At 62.9% G+C, this 15,558-nt stretch carries 14 protein-coding genes; 10 read left to right on the top strand and 4 right to left on the bottom strand.

The window, feature by feature from the left end:
- Positions 1 to 41: 41 nt before the first annotated feature.
- Both NKI96_RS20460 and NKI96_RS20455 read left to right on the top strand, forming a co-directional pair.
- Positions 42 to 2,195, top strand: coding sequence for a thiamine pyrophosphate-dependent enzyme (locus NKI96_RS20460; protein ID WP_023820889.1), 2,154 nt, complete (start codon positions 42 to 44; stop codon positions 2,193 to 2,195).
- Positions 2,188 to 3,780 carry an indolepyruvate oxidoreductase subunit beta family protein gene (locus NKI96_RS20455; RefSeq protein WP_023820888.1) on the top strand — a complete coding sequence of 531 codons (1,593 nt, stop codon included), beginning with the start codon at positions 2,188 to 2,190 and terminating at the stop codon, positions 3,778 to 3,780. Before NKI96_RS20460 ends, NKI96_RS20455 begins: the two co-directional genes overlap by 8 nt.
- 131 nt (positions 3,781 to 3,911) lie before the next feature.
- Here NKI96_RS20455 and NKI96_RS20450 read toward each other — a convergent pair whose 3' ends face one another.
- A complete protein-coding gene (locus NKI96_RS20450; RefSeq protein ID WP_023667788.1) occupies positions 3,912 to 4,808 on the bottom strand; it encodes a LysR family transcriptional regulator in 897 nt (298 codons plus the stop codon).
- 228 nt (positions 4,809 to 5,036) lie between these two features.
- On the opposite strand from NKI96_RS20450, the gene NKI96_RS20445 reads away from it, so the two are divergent.
- The 4 genes from NKI96_RS20445 to NKI96_RS20430 all read left to right on the top strand — a co-directional run bounded on the left by NKI96_RS20445 (position 5,037) and on the right by NKI96_RS20430 (position 7,975).
- On the top strand, positions 5,037 to 5,771 hold the full coding sequence (locus NKI96_RS20445; protein ID WP_023820887.1) for an SDR family NAD(P)-dependent oxidoreductase: 735 nt from the start codon (positions 5,037 to 5,039) through the stop codon (positions 5,769 to 5,771).
- 50 nt (positions 5,772 to 5,821) lie between these two features.
- Entirely contained in the window at positions 5,822 to 6,574 is a 753-nt protein-coding gene (locus tag NKI96_RS20440; RefSeq protein ID WP_023820886.1) for an SDR family NAD(P)-dependent oxidoreductase, read from the top strand.
- A 32-nt stretch (positions 6,575 to 6,606) separates the two neighbouring features.
- Entirely contained in the window at positions 6,607 to 7,206 is a 600-nt protein-coding gene (locus tag NKI96_RS20435; protein WP_023820885.1) for an NADPH-dependent F420 reductase, read from the top strand.
- Between the two features lie 136 nt (positions 7,207 to 7,342).
- Positions 7,343 to 7,975, top strand: a complete 633-nt coding sequence (locus NKI96_RS20430) for a class I SAM-dependent methyltransferase (protein WP_023820884.1) — start codon at positions 7,343 to 7,345, stop codon at positions 7,973 to 7,975.
- A gap of 272 nt (positions 7,976 to 8,247) precedes the next feature.
- Here the strand turns inward: NKI96_RS20430 and NKI96_RS20425 are convergent, their stop codons facing one another.
- Positions 8,248 to 8,841, bottom strand: a complete 594-nt coding sequence (locus NKI96_RS20425; RefSeq protein WP_023667783.1) for a DJ-1/PfpI family protein — start codon at positions 8,839 to 8,841, stop codon at positions 8,248 to 8,250.
- A 158-nt stretch (positions 8,842 to 8,999) separates the two neighbouring features.
- Positions 9,000 to 9,698 (bottom strand): GntR family transcriptional regulator, encoded by a 699-nt coding sequence (locus NKI96_RS20420; protein ID WP_023704694.1) that lies wholly within the window; start codon positions 9,696 to 9,698, stop codon positions 9,000 to 9,002.
- Between the two features lie 172 nt (positions 9,699 to 9,870).
- Here NKI96_RS20420 and NKI96_RS20415 point away from each other — a divergent pair, with 172 nt between their 5' ends.
- From NKI96_RS20415 to NKI96_RS20405, 3 genes are read left to right on the top strand one after another with little or no spacing between them, the layout of a single operon-like run.
- Entirely contained in the window at positions 9,871 to 11,097 is a 1,227-nt protein-coding gene (locus tag NKI96_RS20415; RefSeq protein WP_023820881.1) for an iron-containing alcohol dehydrogenase, read from the top strand.
- Positions 11,098 to 11,155: 58 nt separating this feature from the next.
- Positions 11,156 to 12,604: an NAD-dependent succinate-semialdehyde dehydrogenase gene (locus NKI96_RS20410; RefSeq protein ID WP_352805893.1), complete on the top strand. Its 1,449-nt coding sequence runs from the start codon at positions 11,156 to 11,158 to the stop codon at positions 12,602 to 12,604.
- A 41-nt stretch (positions 12,605 to 12,645) separates the two neighbouring features.
- The gene (locus tag NKI96_RS20405) at positions 12,646 to 13,428 is read left to right on the top strand and encodes an alpha/beta hydrolase (RefSeq protein WP_245261811.1); all 783 of its coding nucleotides are present in this window, start codon (positions 12,646 to 12,648) and stop codon (positions 13,426 to 13,428) included.
- 333 nt (positions 13,429 to 13,761) lie between these two features.
- Here the strand turns inward: NKI96_RS20405 and NKI96_RS20400 are convergent, their stop codons facing one another.
- Positions 13,762 to 14,658 (bottom strand): NAD(P)/FAD-dependent oxidoreductase, encoded by an 897-nt coding sequence (locus NKI96_RS20400; RefSeq protein ID WP_352805802.1) that lies wholly within the window; start codon positions 14,656 to 14,658, stop codon positions 13,762 to 13,764.
- A gap of 129 nt (positions 14,659 to 14,787) precedes the next feature.
- Between NKI96_RS20400 and NKI96_RS20395 the strand changes: the two genes are divergently transcribed.
- Positions 14,788 to 15,417 (top strand): TetR/AcrR family transcriptional regulator, encoded by a 630-nt coding sequence (locus tag NKI96_RS20395; protein ID WP_023667776.1) that lies wholly within the window; start codon positions 14,788 to 14,790, stop codon positions 15,415 to 15,417.
- Positions 15,418 to 15,558 lie beyond the last annotated feature (141 nt).

Raw genomic sequence — 15,558 nt, 5'->3', positions numbered from 1 at the left:
TTAGGCGCCGGCCGCACCGCCGGCAACGGAAGGTTGGAAAAATGGCCGAACGGTCTTTTGCCAAGGAAGTCGAAAAACTCAGGCTCGGCGCCGGCGAGGAGTTTGCGGGCGAAGGCATTCTCGCCATCACCAAGGCGCTGCTGCAATGCGGCGTCGGCTATGTCGGCGGATACCAGGGCGCGCCGATCAGCCATCTGATGGACGTGCTGGCCGACGCACAGGACATTCTGGGCGAACTCGGGGTGCATTTCGAGGCGAGCGCCTCGGAAGCCACCGCCACCGCCATGCTCGCTGCCTCGGTGCATTATCCGATCCGTGGCGCGGCTACCTTCAAGTCGACTGTCGGCACCAATGTCGCGTCCGACGCGCTCGCCAACCTTGCCTCCGGTGGCGTTACCGGCGGCGCGCTGATCATCGTCGGCGAGGATTATGGCGAGGGTTCCTCGATCATGCAGGAGCGCAGCCATGCCTTCGCCATGAAAAGCCAGGTCTGGCTGCTCGACCCGCGCCCGAACCTGCCTTCGATCGTCAAGGCGGTCGAGGATGGCTTCGAGCTGTCCGAGGCGTCCAATACGCCGGTGATGCTGCAGGTGCGCATCCGCTGCTGCCACGTCCACGGCCATTTCATCGCCAAGGACAACAAGCGCCCGCCGATGACGGTGGCCGATGCGCTCGACGCGCCGCGCCGCGACACCGGCCGCATCGTGCTGCCACCCGCCTCCTTCCTGCACGAGAAGGAGAAGGTGCAAAAACGCTGGCCGGCGGCTGTCGATTTCATCGCGAGGAACAAGATCAACGAATTCTTCGGCTCGGATCACGGTTCGGTCGGCATCGTCATGCAGGGCGGCATGTACAATTCGGTCATCCGCGCCTTGCAGCGTCTCGGCCTTGCCGACACCTACGGCGAGACGGATGTGCCGCTCTATGTGCTCAACGCCGTCTATCCCCTGATAGACGATGAGTTCCTGTCTTTCTGCGAAGGCAAGCAGGCGGTGCTCGTGGTCGAGGAGGGCCAGCCCAACTACATCGAGCAAGGCTTTGCCGCCATGCTGCACAAGGCCGGGCGCGGTACCAGGCTGGTCGGCAAGGAGTATCTGCCGATGGCCGGCGAATACACCGGCCAGGTCATGCTCGACGGCATCGGCGCCTTCCTGCGCGCCGAGGCCTCGCATCTCTTGCCGGGCGAGGTGCGCGCGCCCAACAAGGTCGGCGACGGCGTCGACACCGCCGACCTGATCAATGTCGTGCCGGGCCGTCCGCCGGGCTTCTGCATCGGTTGCCCGGAGCGGCCGATCTTTGCCGCGACAAAGCTGGTCGAGCAGGAACTCGGCAAGCACCACATCGCCTCCGACATCGGCTGCCATTTGTTCTCGATCATGCCGCCCTTCGAGCTTGGCGCCACCACCATGGGTTACGGGCTCGGGCCGGCCTCGGCTTCAGCCTTCAATTCGCCCGACGCCAAACGGAGGTCGATCTCCTTCGTCGGCGATGGCGGCTTCTGGCACAACGGCCTGACCTCCTCGATCGGCAACGCGGTGTTCAACAAGAATGACGGCGTCATCGTCATCGTCGACAATTTTTACTCCGCCGCCACCGGTGGGCAGGACATCCTGTCGTCGCGTGCGGGCAACAAGACCAAGTCGACCAAGCATCCGATCACCGAAGCGGTGAAGGGCATGGGCGTCAAATGGCTGCGCCACATCGACCGCACCTACGATGTCGGCAAGATGCAGGACACGCTGCGCGAGGCGCTGACGACGGAGGAAAAGGGACCAAAGGTCATCGTCGCCTCTTCCGAATGCATGCTCAACCGCCAGCGTCGCGAAAAGCCGCTGGTCGACAAGGCGATCAAGGGAGGGACCCGTGTCGTCAAGCCGAAATTCGGCGTCGACGAGGACATCTGCACCGGCGACCACGCCTGCATGCGGCTGTCCGGCTGCCCGTCGCTGTCGGTGAAATCGCTCGACGATCCCTTGCGTGACGATCCGGTGGCATCGATCGACCAGAGCTGCGTCGGCTGCGGCAATTGCGGGGAGGTGGCGGACGCCGCCGTGCTGTGCCCATCCTTCTACCGCGCCGATGTCGTGCACAATCCGGGCCGCTGGGACCGTTTCCTGGAAAGCGCTCGCCGCGCCGTGATCGGCCTGATGCAGCGCCGCCGCGAGAGCCGTAGGTTGACGTTCGCCGATGCTTGACCAGGCTTCGCCCTTGCGCCCGAAATCCGGTGCCGCCGATACCGAGCCGGTGATCAAACTCGCTTTGCTCGCGGTCGGTGGCCAGGGCGGCGGTGTGCTCGCCGACTGGATCACCGATGTCGCCGAGCGCAATGGTTACGTCGCGCAATCGACCTCCGTCGCCGGCGTCGCCCAGCGCACCGGCGCTACGATCTATTACGTCGAGATGGCCCGCGACACCGGCCGGCTGCCGGTCTTTGCCCTTTCGCCTTCGCAAGGCGATGTCGACATATTGATCGCCGCCGAGCTGATGGAAGCCGGCCGCGCCATCATCAGGGGCTTCGTCACGCCCGATCGCACCACGCTCATTGCTTCTTCGCATCGCATTGCCGCGGTGTCGGAAAAGATCGAGCCGGGTGACGGCCGGGCCTCGTCTTCGAAGGTACACGCGACGGCGGAAGCTGCATCGAAACGCTTCATCGCCTTCGACATGGAAAAGATCGCCGCCGACAATGGCTCGATGATTTCCGCCAGCCTCCTTGGCGCGCTGGCAGGCTCCGACGCATTGCCGTTCACCCGTGAAAGCTTTGAGCAAGCGATCGGCGCCGGCGGCCGGGGCGTGAAAGCCAGCCTCGCTGCCTTCGCCGTCGCCTACGACCGCGCGCGCGGTACGACGGTCCCCGCGCCAGAGCCGGCAGAACCGGCCACGGTCGAACCCGCTCCGGGTGCAGGGCGCGTGAGCGGTCCGCAGAACCTGCTGCAGGGTTGGCAGGCGCTGGCCGCCCGCATCGACCTGATGCCCGCGGCGGTGCGCGACATGGCGCTTCGAGGCCTGAGAAAGGTCGTCGACTACCAGGACATCGCCTATGGCCGCGACTATCTCGACCGGTTGGACAAGGCCGTTGCGCTTGATGATCCCGGTCATGCCCATGCATTGTCCATCGTTGCCGCCAAGCATCTGGCCAACGCGCTGTGCTACGACGACATGATCCGCGTCGCCGATCTCAAGACACGTTCGACGCGTGACCGGCGGGTGCGCAAGGAGGTGGGCGTCAAGAACGGCTCCATCCTGCAGGTGACCGAGTATTTCCATCCGCGCATCGAGGAGTTCTGCGGCACCTTGCCGGCGGGGCTGGGCAACTACATTGAGAGCCGGCCGAAACTCGCTGCTTTCCTTGATCGTCGCATCAACCATGGCCGGCGCATTCGCACCGACAGCTTTGCCGGCTTTGCGGTCCTCTGGTTCATCGGCGGCCTGCGCCGCTGGCGACGGCGCCTGTTGCGCCACAAGGTCGAGACGGCGCATCTGGAGCGGTGGTATGCATTGGCAATTGGATATGTGCCCCAGGATTACGCGCTCGCCGTCGAAATCCTGAACTGCCGCCGGCTGATCAAGGGCTACAGCGACACCCACGTCCGCGCCCAGTCCAAATTCGATCGCGTGCTGTCGGCGCTCGATCTGCTCAAGGGCCGCGATGACGCTGCCGACTGGATCAGACGGTTGCGCGAAGCTGCGCTGAAAGACGAGAAAGGCGACATGCTCGATGGCGCGCTGAAGACGGTGGCATCGTTGTCTGATCATGGTGTGGGAAGAGGTCGAGCTTAGGCTGGTACCTCTACGCTACTGCCGCCGTTTCCTACTCCCACTGGATTCGCGGATTGAACACGCCGCTTCAGGCGATCGCAGCTAGGCTTCCACCCGGATGCGGGAAGCGTTGCCGGCGGACCTGCCGGGCGTCAGTCGCGCGATATGGACAGCCCCGAGAGAAGCGGAGCGTACGCGGCGAGCCTGCGGGATACGAACTCCGTGAAGAGCCGCACCCGCTTCGTCTTGCGTGTCTCGCCTTGCGTGAGAAGCCACAGTGTCCCATGCATGGGCACGTCGATCCCCGGCACCCTCACCAGCAGGGGGTCGGCATCTCCGACGAAGCACGGCAGTTTCGTTATCCCAATCCCCTGGTGCGCCGCGATGATCTGCGTCTCGGCGTCAGGTGTCCTGAACGGTACTCCCGTGACGTGAACTTCTCCCTCGCGCGCCCAGTCCGGAATTCCATGATTGTCTATGCCTATCCACCGGATGGGATCAGGCGTGCCCGCACGCCACGCGGCTAGTCGATCGCGAGACATGTAGACGCCGCTGAACAGCTCCGGTCCCTTCAGGCCGTGAAGATTGAGCGGCAGGGTCTTGCGGTCGGCGACAATGCGGATCGCGACGTCGGCCTCTCGGTTGGTCAGATTTGCCAGCTCACCGGACGACAAGATTTCCATCTCGATGTCGCGATGCAAACGCGCGAAGTCGGCGAGATCCGGCATGAGCAGGTGTGTGGCGAGGAACGGTGGAAGCGTCACCCGCAAAAGCCCGCGCGCGCTCTGGTCACGACCGAAGACTCGCGTCTCCAGCTGGTGCGACGACGCTTCCATCTGGGTCGCCAGATCGAGGACCTCTTCGCCCGCAGCCGTCAGGCGGTAGCCGGAAGGCAGCTTTTCGAACATCTGCGCCCCGAGGCGTTCCTCGAGCTGAGCGATGCGTCGCAGCACGGTCGAGTGGTTCACACCGAGGTGTGCGGCGGCAGCACGCACCGAGCCTACGCGCGCGGCGGCAAGAAAGTAGCGAACGTCATCCCAGTCGATCATGGTGCATTCCTGCGCAGCGAAGTGCGGCTTGCAAAGCCCATACTAACACGATCAGCCGTAGTTCGTGCGGTCGCCGCGGCGTTCAATCATCTAGCTGGATCGTTTTCGCACCAGCGATGTGCGCGATTGCGCACTCACCGCCCGACTTCGGCGAACCCATCTTGAGGCTCTCGCGGGACTTTCCCGTACAGCCAAAGATACGAGACGGCGAAACAAAGGATGCATGACATGAACAGACTGAATGGAAAGACCGCTGTGATAACTGGCGGCGCTACGGGCATCGGCCGCGCCGCAGCCAAGCGCTTTATCGAGGAGGGCGCCTTCGTCTTCATCTTCGGCCGCCGGCAGGAAGCGCTCAACGTCGCCGTGGCTGACCTTGGGCCTAGTGCCCGCGCGGTTAAGGGCTCGGTCTCGGATGAGGCCGACCTCGACCGACTCTACGCTGCGGTGAAGGCCGAGCGCGGAAGCCTCGATATCCTCTTCGCCAATGCCGGGGCGGGAAGTCCGCTTCCGCTCGGGCAGATCACCGCCAGGCACATTGACGAAACCTTCGACACTAATGTGAAGGGTACGATCTTCACGGTCCAGAAGGCGCTGCCGCTGATGAGCCAGGGCGGTTCGATCATCCTGACCGGCTCGAGCGCCGGCACCACGGGCGCTCCGGGGTTCACTGCCTATAGCGCGAGCAAGGCGGCAGTGCGCAACCTGGCGCGGACCTGGGCGGAGGACCTGAAGGGCACCGGCATCCGGGTAAACGTGTTGTCGCCCGGGGCGACGGCGACCGAACTCGCGAAGGAGGCGTTGGGCGAGGAAGGCCAGAAGGCCTACGGCGCGATGACTCCGCTCCAGCGCATGGCCGATCCGGCGGAGATCGGGGCCGTGGCCGCCTTTCTCGCGTCGCCGGACAGCAGCTTCATGACTGCCAGCGAGGTCGCCGTCGACGGCGGCCTGGCTCAACTCTGACCCCCAGCGCGGTCCGTACCTAGCCCGTGCGCAACGAAAGACAAAGAATTATGAAAAAACTCGAAGGCAAGATCGCAGTCATCACGGGCGGAAGCAGCGGGATCGGATTGGCCACAGCCAAGCGCTTCGTAGAAGAAGGAGCGCACGTCGTGATTACCGGGCGAAGAGAGAAGGAGCTGAAGGAGGCCGCAGCCTTCATCATGAAAAACGTTACGACGGTCGTGGGTGACGTGTCGCTCCTGGAAGATCTGGATCGCCTCTATGCCGTCGTGAAGGAGAAATATGGTCATATCGACATTCTCTTCGCCAACGCCGGCGCGGGGACGATCGCACCGCTCGCCGTCGCTACCGAGGCACATTTTGATCAGACCTTCGATGTGAACGTGAAGGGTCTGTTCTTTACGGTGCAGAAGGCCCTTCCCCTGTTCAAAGACGGCGGTTCGATCATCCTGAATTCTTCAGTGTCGAACGTGTTGGGGCTTCCAGGGTTTAGTACCTACGCCGCGAGCAAGGCGGCTGTACGCAACTTCGCGCGCGCTTGGACACTGGAATTCAAAGACCGCAAAATCCGCGTCAATGCAATGAGTCCCGGACCAATCGAGACGCCGGCCTTGGAGACAACGACTGGCCTTACCCCTGAGCAAGCCGAGCAAGCGGCCGCCCAGTTTGCGTCACAGATCCCAATGGGTCGCAGGGGCAAACCAGAGGAAATCGCTGCTGCCGTAACGTTCCTCGCCTCCGATGAAAGTTCTTTCGTCACCGGCGTGGATCTCGCCGTCGATGGAGGCATGGCGCAAGTCTGAGCCCGGCATTAGCACCAGATCGGAGAAGTGCTATGAACTATGCAATCGTAGGATTCGGCAATATCGGACAGGCCCTTGCCAAGGCGTTTGCCCGAAACGGCATCGAAGTTTCCGTTGCAACCACACGCGACCCGGAAAGCTTTGCCGCCGATGCGGCCGCGATCGGACCCACGATCATCCCCAAAAAACTGGCGGAAGCCATCAAGGCGGACATCATCTTTTTGGCTGTCCGCTTCGAGGCGCACCCGAATGTCGCGAAGGCGCTCCCCACATGGCAGGGGAAGACGATCATCGATGTGACCAATGCCTATGGCGTGCCCCCTGAGGAACTGGGAGGACAACCTTCTTCCAAGTTCATCGCGCAGACCTTCTCTGGCGCAAAACTGGTCAAGGGCTTCAACCATCTGGTCGCCCCGGTGCTTGATCAGGATCCGGCCGTACATGGTGGCCGGAGGGTCGTGTTCCTGGCAAGCGACGATGACGCTGCCGCAACACAGATTGGGGAGCTTGCGGAAAATCTCGGTTTCGCGCCGATCAAGCTTGGCGGGGTGTCGGAAGGTGGCCTGCTGGTCCAGGCGCGCGGAAACAGCTGGGGTCATCTGATCTTTGAGGACCTGGTCAAGTTCGACTGACGAGCACGACGTCCCCACCCGCAAAGAGACGACGCACGTGATCGGAGCTCGGATCGGATCAAGCGCGATCCGATCCGAGCAAAATGAGAAATCACTATGAGCACCGAGAAGAATATCCACTCCTAAGGAGATTTCGATGTACGACCAATCCAAGGTATCCGAGTTAATCCGGTTCGCACGAATCGAGGCGGGCTCCACCGTGATCGACGTCTACCCTGGCGACGGAGACTGGACGCGCCTGTTCTCCGACATCGTCGGATCAGAGGGGCGGGTCTACAGCTTCGTGCCGGCCGAAGTCGCCCACTTCAAGAACGATCCGGTCGGCCTCATGCGGACGCTCGCGAAGGAGCCGGGCCGAGAGAACGTCGAAGCCGCCTCGGCGGACCTCGTCGCGATGCCGGAGGTCACGCAGGCAGCCGATGTCCTATGGCTGCACCTGTTTTACCACGATCTTCACACCGCCCTGGTCCAGAAGAAGGGTGCGACGGCCGCCGACTTCAATCGAGCTGTCTACAAGCGGCTGAAACCCGGTGGGTCCTACGTCATCGTTGACCACGCCGCTGCCGCGGGGTCGGGCACGAGCGACACCCGGTCGTTGCATCGGATCGACCCTGCATTCGTCCGCGAGGAGGTGGAGGCGGCCGGCTTCGTACTGGACGCGGAAAGCACCGTGCTCGCGAACAAGGATGACCCGCACTCGATCAAGGTGTTCGATCCCACGATCAAGGGCGAGACCGATCGCTTCGCGTTTCGGTTCGTGAAGCCCTGACAACTCCCGGGCGCCGACTTCATGTCGACCTCCCCATTGGGTCGATCAACTCGGGTTGGCACTCGTCAAGCTGGGAAAGCTCAACGAGGATGGCGCGCTGGTGCACGAACGCGATGCGGGCAGCGCCTTGAAGGCGTCCGAGGTGATGATAGCGACAAGGTTCTGGAGCACACCTGCCGCAGGTTCCTGATCTGAACTTGTTGAAATGACGGAAGTCGCCGCGCCGTTGAGGGAGCCGGCGCATCCCTGAGGGATGCGCCGGGACAAACGGTTCAAGAATGGTGGATTTCCGTTCCCAGCACCTTCAGGCATTCACGGATGAACGCCGCAAGCGCGGTCCAGCCTTTGGCTGAAACCATGGTCCCATCGACATAGGCGTCGGTGGGAGACAAATCGATATAAGTGCCGCCGGCAAGCGTCACCTCCGGCTCGCAAGCGGCGAGCGCCGCCACCTTCTTGCCGCGCACGACGCCGTCGACCGCGATCAGAATCTGGACGCCATGGCAGATCGTGAAGATCGGCTTTTTCGCCTCGTGGAAATGGCGCACCATTGCCTGTATCCGCTTGTCGGTGCGGATGTATTCGGGGCCACGACCGCCGGCGCAATAGACAGCGTCGTACTGGCTCAGCTGCTTCTCGGCGTCGGCAAAGGTCTTGTTGATCAGCGCGTTGTGGCCGGGCTTTTCGGTGTAGGTCTGATCGCCCTCGAAATCGTGCAGCGATGTCTTGATCATGTCTCCGGCGCTTTTGTCGGGGCACACGACATGAACGGTGTGTCCCACCGCTTCCATCGCCTGCTGATAGACGAAGATTTCATACTCCTCGGTGAAATCACCGGTCAGCATCAGGATTTTTTTGGCTGGCATGTCTTTTCCTCTCGGCTTGTTTCAGGGGCGAGGTGCACTGCGCCTCCTTCCCGGTATCGAAATCGGCTCAGAACGGGGAGTAGAATTCGTAGGCGGCAGGCTGGGCGAACAGCGGCGCGCCGCGCTTGAGGGTGCCTCGGGCAAGCAACATCGCCAGGCTACTCGAACGCAGGCAGGAGCCTGTCCCGCGAATTTTCGATGTGCGCACGCATGGCTTTTTCGGCGGCGTCCGGATCGCCCGCGGCAAAGGCAGCGAGAATAGCCTCGTGCTCGTCGAGCGCCTCTTCGGTCACCCTGGAGTGATACATCAGGCGGAAGATATGGAAGTGGGTATGCTGGTGATTCAGCGTCTCGCGAATGAGTTCGTTCTGGGCGAACTCGACGATCTTGTCGTGGAAGATCGCATCCTGACGGGCGAAGTTCGAATAGCGCAGGCGTTCGTCTTTCCCCACCCGCCGAGCCATGACGCCGGCCGTCTCCTGCAGCGCGGCAAGGCGCTCGCCGTCCATTGTTGCGGTGGCTTTGGCCGCGGCGGCAGGTTCAAGCAATAGACGCAGCTCGTAAAGCTCGTCGAAGCGCCGGCGGGTGATTTGCGGGGCGGCGCGATAGCCGATCAGGTGGGTTTTCAGAACCAGCCCTTCCCCCTCCAGCCTGCCAAGCGCTTCACGAATGGGGGTATGCGAGACGTTGAATTCCTTGACGAGATTGTCGACGGTGATGCGCGATCCCGGAGCAATCCTCAAAGACATGAGCTGCGCGAAGATTGCTTCGTAAACGTCGCCAGCCAGACTGTTGGCGCGCTGAATACGACCGGTCGCACGGGCTTCATTGTCAACCGTCAGGTCCGTGTTCTGCATCGTTTGCCTCTTGACAGAACCACCCACTAACATGATGCTCCGCGAAACTCAATCCTATATCCTATACGATTTTATGAGGATATCGCATGATCATGACCTGCAGCGCCGAGGTCGGCCTCTGGCACGAAGCCAAGCCTGTCGGCTTCCAATCCGTCTTCGCAGGATTTTGTGCATGAGCTTGTTTGCAGCGGCGCGCCTGCCGAGCGAGATTCTGTTTGGCAAAGGCCAGCGCCATGTCCTGCCTGCCATTGCCGCCAGACATGGGCGGCGTGCGTTCGTCTGTACCGATGAGCGCTTCGCGGCGACGTCGCAGTTCGCCGAGATTCTGGCTGGCTTGCACAACGCGGCGATCGAGGCGCTGGTCTTCGACCGAACGCTGCCGGATGTGCCGCGCGACAGCGTCGCCGCCTGCATTGCGCAAGCGAAGGATTTCAAGCCGGACATGGTGATCGGCATCGGGGGCGGCAGTTGCCTCGACATGGCCAAATGCGCTGCACTTCTGCTCAGCCACGGCGGCAAGCTCGAGGACTACTATGGCGAGTTCAAGGTACCCGGCCCTACCCTTCCGGTAATCGCAGTGCCGACGACGGCTGGAACAGGCTCCGAGGTGACCCCCGTCGCCGTGATCTCCGACCCGGATCGGACGCTGAAAGTGGGTATCGCCAGTCCGCATCTCATCGCGGCAGTGGCGCTTTGCGATCCGGATCTGACGGTGACCTGTCCACCGTCCTTGACGGCGATCGCCGGCGCCGACGCGCTGACGCACGCAATCGAGGCCTATACAGCGGCCAAACGCGGCGTCGACCCTCATTTGCCGCAACAGCACGTGTTCATCGGCAAGAGCGCTCTGACCGACCATTTCGCGCTTCTGGCCATCAGGCTGCTCGGCCGCAGTCTCGAAAAGGCATATCGCGACGGATCGGACGAGGATGCGCGCGCCGACGTCATGATGGGAGCGCTGGCCGCCGGTTGCGCCTTCGGTACGGCGGGAACGGCCGCCGCCCATGCGGTGCAGTATCCCGTTGGCGCGCTTACCCACACCCCGCATGGCCTGGGAGTGGCCACGATGCTGCCCTATGTGATGACCTACAATCTGGCCGCAGCAGCCGCGGAGATTGCGGAAGTCGGCACTGCTCTTGGCCTTTCCCTTCAGGGCGGCGGCGCCGATGCCTTGGCGCACGCCACCATCCGTGAGGTGAGCCGGCTGTTTGGCGCCATCGGCATCACACCGACATTGGCCGAACTGGGTCTTCCCGAAGACAAGATCGACTGGACGGCTGAGCAGGCGCTGGGCATCGACCGGTTGATCAAGAACAATCCCCGCCCGTTCGACCTTGCCGCGATGCGACAGCTGGTCAGGGCTGCCTATGACGGCGACATGTCCGCCACCATGATGTGACCGACCAGGAGTTCATCCAATGAACATTGCCGCAGGCATATCCGACGAGGATCAAGATATGTTCGACTACGCCACGGTCTCGCACGGTCTCTACATTGGCGGACGCTGGCGGCCTTCATCGGAGGGTCGCGTGATCGAAGTGGTCGATCCCTCGACCGAAGCCGTGATCGCTGCGGTTCCCGACGCCACGCTCGCCGACGCCACCTCCGCCGTCGACGCGGCCGCAAAGGCGGCGGCCGGCTGGCGCGAGACCCCGCCACGCAGGCGATCGGAAATCCTGCGGCGCTGCTTCGAACTGATGACCGAACGGATGGAGACGTTGGCCGCGCTGATCTCGTTGGAGAACGGCAAGGCGCTGCGCGATGCGCGCGGCGAAGTCGCCTATGCGGCGGAGTTCTTTCGCTGGAACGCCGAGGAGGCGGTCCGCATCAGCGGCGAGTTCGGCCTTGCACCCTCGGGCGCGAACCGAATCATTGTCGACTACCAGCCCATCGGCATTTGCGTGCTCATCACGCCATGGAATTTCCCAGCCGCCATGGCGACACGTAAAATCGCTCCGGCGCTGGCGGCCGGCTGTACGGTGATCCTGAAGCCCGCCAGCGAGACGCCGCTGACGGCCTATGCGCTTGCGGCGCTCTACGAGGAGGCCGGCGTGCCGCCCGGCGTCGTCAACGTCCTGACGACCTCGACCCCCGGGCCGGTGACGGCGGCCATGCTGGCCGATCCGCGCGTGCGAAAGCTGTCCTTCACCGGCTCGACCGGCGTCGGCCGCGTGCTGCTGGCCGAAGCCGCGAAACACGTCATCTCCTGTTCCATGGAGCTTGGCGGCAACGCACCCTTCATCGTCTTCGACGACGCCGACCTGGAAGCCGCCCTTGACGGTGCGATGGTTGCCAAGATGCGCAACGCCGGTGAAGCCTGCACGGCCGCCAACCGGCTTTACGTCCAGGCCGGCATCCATGATGCTTTCGCGGAAGGCTTGACCAGACGCATGGCGGCACTCAACCTGGGCCCGGGCACAGACTCAGACACAGAATGCGGGCCGATGATCACCAGGAAGGCTGTGCACAAGATCGACCGGCTTGTGCAGGACGCCGTTGCCCGCGGCGCCAAAATCCTGTGTGGCGGCGGCGTATCTGAAGGCAGAGGCTTTTTCTATCCGCCAACGGTGCTCAAGGACGTGCCGGCCGACGCCGCCATGCTCCACGAGGAGATATTCGGTCCGGTGGCGCCGATCATGCGCTTCGACAGCGAGGCGGAGGTCATCGCCAAGGCCAACGACACAGAATACGGTCTCGCGGCCTACATCTACACGCGCGACCTGGCCAGAGGAATGCGCGTGGCATCGAAGATCGAGTCCGGCATGATCGCGCTCAACCGCGGCCTGATGTCGGATCCGGCGGCGCCTTTCGGAGGTGTCAAGCAGAGCGGGCTGGGCCGCGAAGGTGGCCAGAAGCATGGCGTTGCCGAGTTCATGGAGGCGAAGTACATCGCCGTGACCCTGTGAGCGGACATCCCGCCAAAGATCCGTTTCGCATTCGCGATCATGTGGTCGAGTTCGACGACATCGTCGCCGAGATCGTTCGCAGAAGCGAGGAGACCAGGGCGAACGTTCCCATGGTCGCCGATGTCGCCTACGGGGCTGACGCCACCGAAACCATGGATCTGTTCTTTCCCGAGGGCAAACGGGACCGCCTGCCGGTGCACATGTTCATCCACGGGGGCTATTGGCGCATGTTCTCCAAGCGCGACTATTCCTACGTCGCCGAGACCGTTACGAACGCAGGTGCGATCGCGGTCATTGTCGACTACGCGCTGATGCCTACCGTCCGGATGGCCAGGATCGTCGACCAGGTGCGCCGCGCCAAGCGATGGGTATTTGACAATGTCGCACACCATGGCGGCAATCCCGGCCTGCTGACCGTTAGCGGTCATTCCGCCGGTGCGCATCTGGCAACAATGCTTTTCGACGGTGACGAGCGGCCTTCCGGCATCAAAGCTGCGCTGCTGCTTGGCGGCCTTTACGACCTGAAGCCATTGCAGATGTCGTTCCTTGGCGCCGAGATCGCGATCACCGACGAGGAGGCCCGCCGATTCTCGCCGATCGACCACAGTTTCGATCCATCCGTGGGCGTAGATATCTCGGTCGGCGCCGATGAAACGTCGCCGTTCCACAGCCAGGCCGCACTCTTCACGGACCACCTTGACACACAGGGACTGACTGTTTCGCGCATCACCCTTGGTGGGGCCAATCACATGAGCAGCGTCCGTGACCTTGGCTTGGCTGGTACCGAGGCCGCGTCACTGCTGGCCCGCGTCGTGGCCGCCTGAGACTTCCGCCAGAAGCGCTGCTGGGCGCGACCGTTCTTCGCAGTAGCGTCGCAGCATCGAGGTGCCGACCGCGGTGGCGAATCTTCCGCCACCGGTCCCCATACCGTAAGCCCGCCGGCGATGTCGACGTCGACGTGGTTCATGCTTTCCAGCGTGATTGAGCTTGATAACCGATGTCGGCGATCGCCGTCATGCAGGCAGCCCAGTTGAGTTCTCAAGGCTGGCCGGCCAAAGACGCCCCTCAGGGGAGAGCGGGCCGACGTTCCGCAACACCGGCCCGCAACCTTCAGAATACGATAGCCCGCGGCACCCCGGAGAAGGGAATCTGCGCTCTCACACCAGCATCGACTGCTGGGCGAAGATGCCCGCCATCGCGCCGTGCGATATTGCCAGGGTGACCGATGGCGGCGTGAGGGGGTTGGCGAGGTCGCCCGCGGCGTAGATGCCGGGCATGCTGGTTTCGCGGCGCTCGTCGACCTTGAGGATTACGCCGAGGGGCGTATCGACCGTGGCGAGGCCCAGTGATTCATGCAGGCTTGCGGACGGCTTGTTGCGCGGATGCGCGAACAGGATGTCGACCGCGACCTTGGGGCCGGTATCGAGCTTGACGGTGGCGTTATGCCCCCCGTGATAGGCGATCTCGCTGATCCGGCCGTCGACGACAGGTATGTTGCGGCGCGCCAGACCGGCCCGGATATCGGGCGGAATGTCGTGACCATCGGCAAAGACCGTCAACCTGTCGGTCCAATCGTGGAACAGCCTGACCTGATTCATCGACTGTGGGCCGGACCAGACGAGGCCCCAATGCTGGCCGGCGACTTCAAAGCCGTCGCAATAGGGGCAGGGCACGATGGACGTGCCCCAACCTTCGGCAAAGCCCGGAACATCAGGCATCTGGTCGGCGACGCCATAGCTCAGGATCAGGCGGCGCGCGCCGAGGCTTCCGCCATCGCCAGTGAGGACGGAGAAATCGTCGATGGCGCCGGACAGGCTGTCGGCCCGGGCATTGACCAGCTTGATCGTGGGATAGCGCGCCAGCTGCCGCCGCGCCTCGGCCAGGATGTCCAGCGGTGGCTTGTGATCGTGGCCGAGCAGGCCATGCGAGTGGCCGGCGAAGCGGTTGCGCGGCAGGCCGGTATCTAGAACGGTGACCTTACGGCGGGCACGGCCGAGTTGCAGGGCACCGGCGAGACCGGCAAAGCTGCCGCCGATGATGATGACGTCATCCATAATGGGCTCCGTGTTGTGGATGAGGGGCTGGTTGGACCTGGTTGAAACCTACCCATCGGCTTGCGCATTTCAGAAACTACATGGTATCGTAATCCAAGAATTAGGATACTGTCAAGGACTGGAATTGTCGTGACCGAAAATAGCCAGGGCCGGCGCGGCCGGCCCGCCAACGAGGCGCTTGGCCAAACGATACTCGACGCTGCGTCCGAACTCTTTGTGGAATTGGGTTTTCAAGCGACCACATTGGACAAGGTCGCCCAGCGGGCGAAGATATCCAAACTCAGCATCTATCGGCACTTCGAGAACAAGGAGGCGCTGTTCAGCGCGGCAATGGCGGCCGGCTGCCATCAGTTGTTTGCGCCACAGGCCCTTCTTGAAGGCGTCGGCGGTTCGGTCGAAGATCAGCTCATGGCGGTGGGATCGTCCCTGCTTCGCACGCTGTTGAGATCAGACGTCCGCAGTGTCGAAGCCATGGTCATGGCCGACCAGACGAATCCAAGGTCGTTAAGCAAGCTCCATTTCGAAGCCGGCCCCGCCCATGTCATCGCCCAAATCGAGGTCCTGTTGCGTCAGTTGCACGCGAAGGCGGTTCTGAACGTGCCCGATCCTCTCCGGTCCGCCCGCTTGTTTGCCGCGCTTTTCAAAGGATCCGATCTTTTGATTATCGCACGCTTCGATCAGGCGAGAGCGGCGGACGACAACGAAATCGAATCCTATTGCCGGTCGGCCGTCGCCATGTTCATCGCTGCGCACGGCTAGCACTCTGCCCTGCCCGCTAATCATTGTATTTCTGCGAAATACTCCGCTAGAGCCGCCGTCGCGATGGCGCCCATCCACCTCATGTCGATCGCGTCGGGGTCGGACTGCGCGCCCGCCGGTGAGCGGCATCTCCTACCTGCT

The organism is Mesorhizobium sp. M0292, assembly GCF_040321695.1.
GTDB lineage: Bacteria > Pseudomonadota > Alphaproteobacteria > Rhizobiales > Rhizobiaceae > Mesorhizobium.
The sequence above is the reverse complement of the archived record's forward strand: the minus strand, read 5'-3'. Positions and strand labels throughout refer to the sequence as shown.

Excerpts from the sequence above, each read along its gene's own strand:
- NKI96_RS20460 (WP_023820889.1), top strand. The coding sequence starts at position 42 with ATGGCCGAACGGTCTTTTGCCAAGGAAGTCGAAAAACTCAGGCTCGGC.
- NKI96_RS20455 (WP_023820888.1), top strand. The coding sequence starts at position 2,188 with ATGCTTGACCAGGCTTCGCCCTTGCGCCCGAAATCCGGTGCCGCCGAT.
- NKI96_RS20450 (WP_023667788.1), bottom strand. The coding sequence starts at position 4,808 with ATGATCGACTGGGATGACGTTCGCTACTTTCTTGCCGCCGCGCGCGTA.
- NKI96_RS20445 (WP_023820887.1), top strand. The coding sequence starts at position 5,037 with ATGAACAGACTGAATGGAAAGACCGCTGTGATAACTGGCGGCGCTACG.
- NKI96_RS20440 (WP_023820886.1), top strand. The coding sequence starts at position 5,822 with ATGAAAAAACTCGAAGGCAAGATCGCAGTCATCACGGGCGGAAGCAGC.
- NKI96_RS20435 (WP_023820885.1), top strand. The coding sequence starts at position 6,607 with ATGAACTATGCAATCGTAGGATTCGGCAATATCGGACAGGCCCTTGCC.
- NKI96_RS20430 (WP_023820884.1), top strand. The coding sequence starts at position 7,343 with ATGTACGACCAATCCAAGGTATCCGAGTTAATCCGGTTCGCACGAATC.
- NKI96_RS20425 (WP_023667783.1), bottom strand. The coding sequence starts at position 8,841 with ATGCCAGCCAAAAAAATCCTGATGCTGACCGGTGATTTCACCGAGGAG.
- NKI96_RS20420 (WP_023704694.1), bottom strand. The coding sequence starts at position 9,698 with ATGCAGAACACGGACCTGACGGTTGACAATGAAGCCCGTGCGACCGGT.
- NKI96_RS20415 (WP_023820881.1), top strand. The coding sequence starts at position 9,871 with ATGAGCTTGTTTGCAGCGGCGCGCCTGCCGAGCGAGATTCTGTTTGGC.
- NKI96_RS20410 (WP_352805893.1), top strand. The coding sequence starts at position 11,156 with ATGTTCGACTACGCCACGGTCTCGCACGGTCTCTACATTGGCGGACGC.
- NKI96_RS20400 (WP_352805802.1), bottom strand. The coding sequence starts at position 14,658 with ATGGATGACGTCATCATCATCGGCGGCAGCTTTGCCGGTCTCGCCGGT.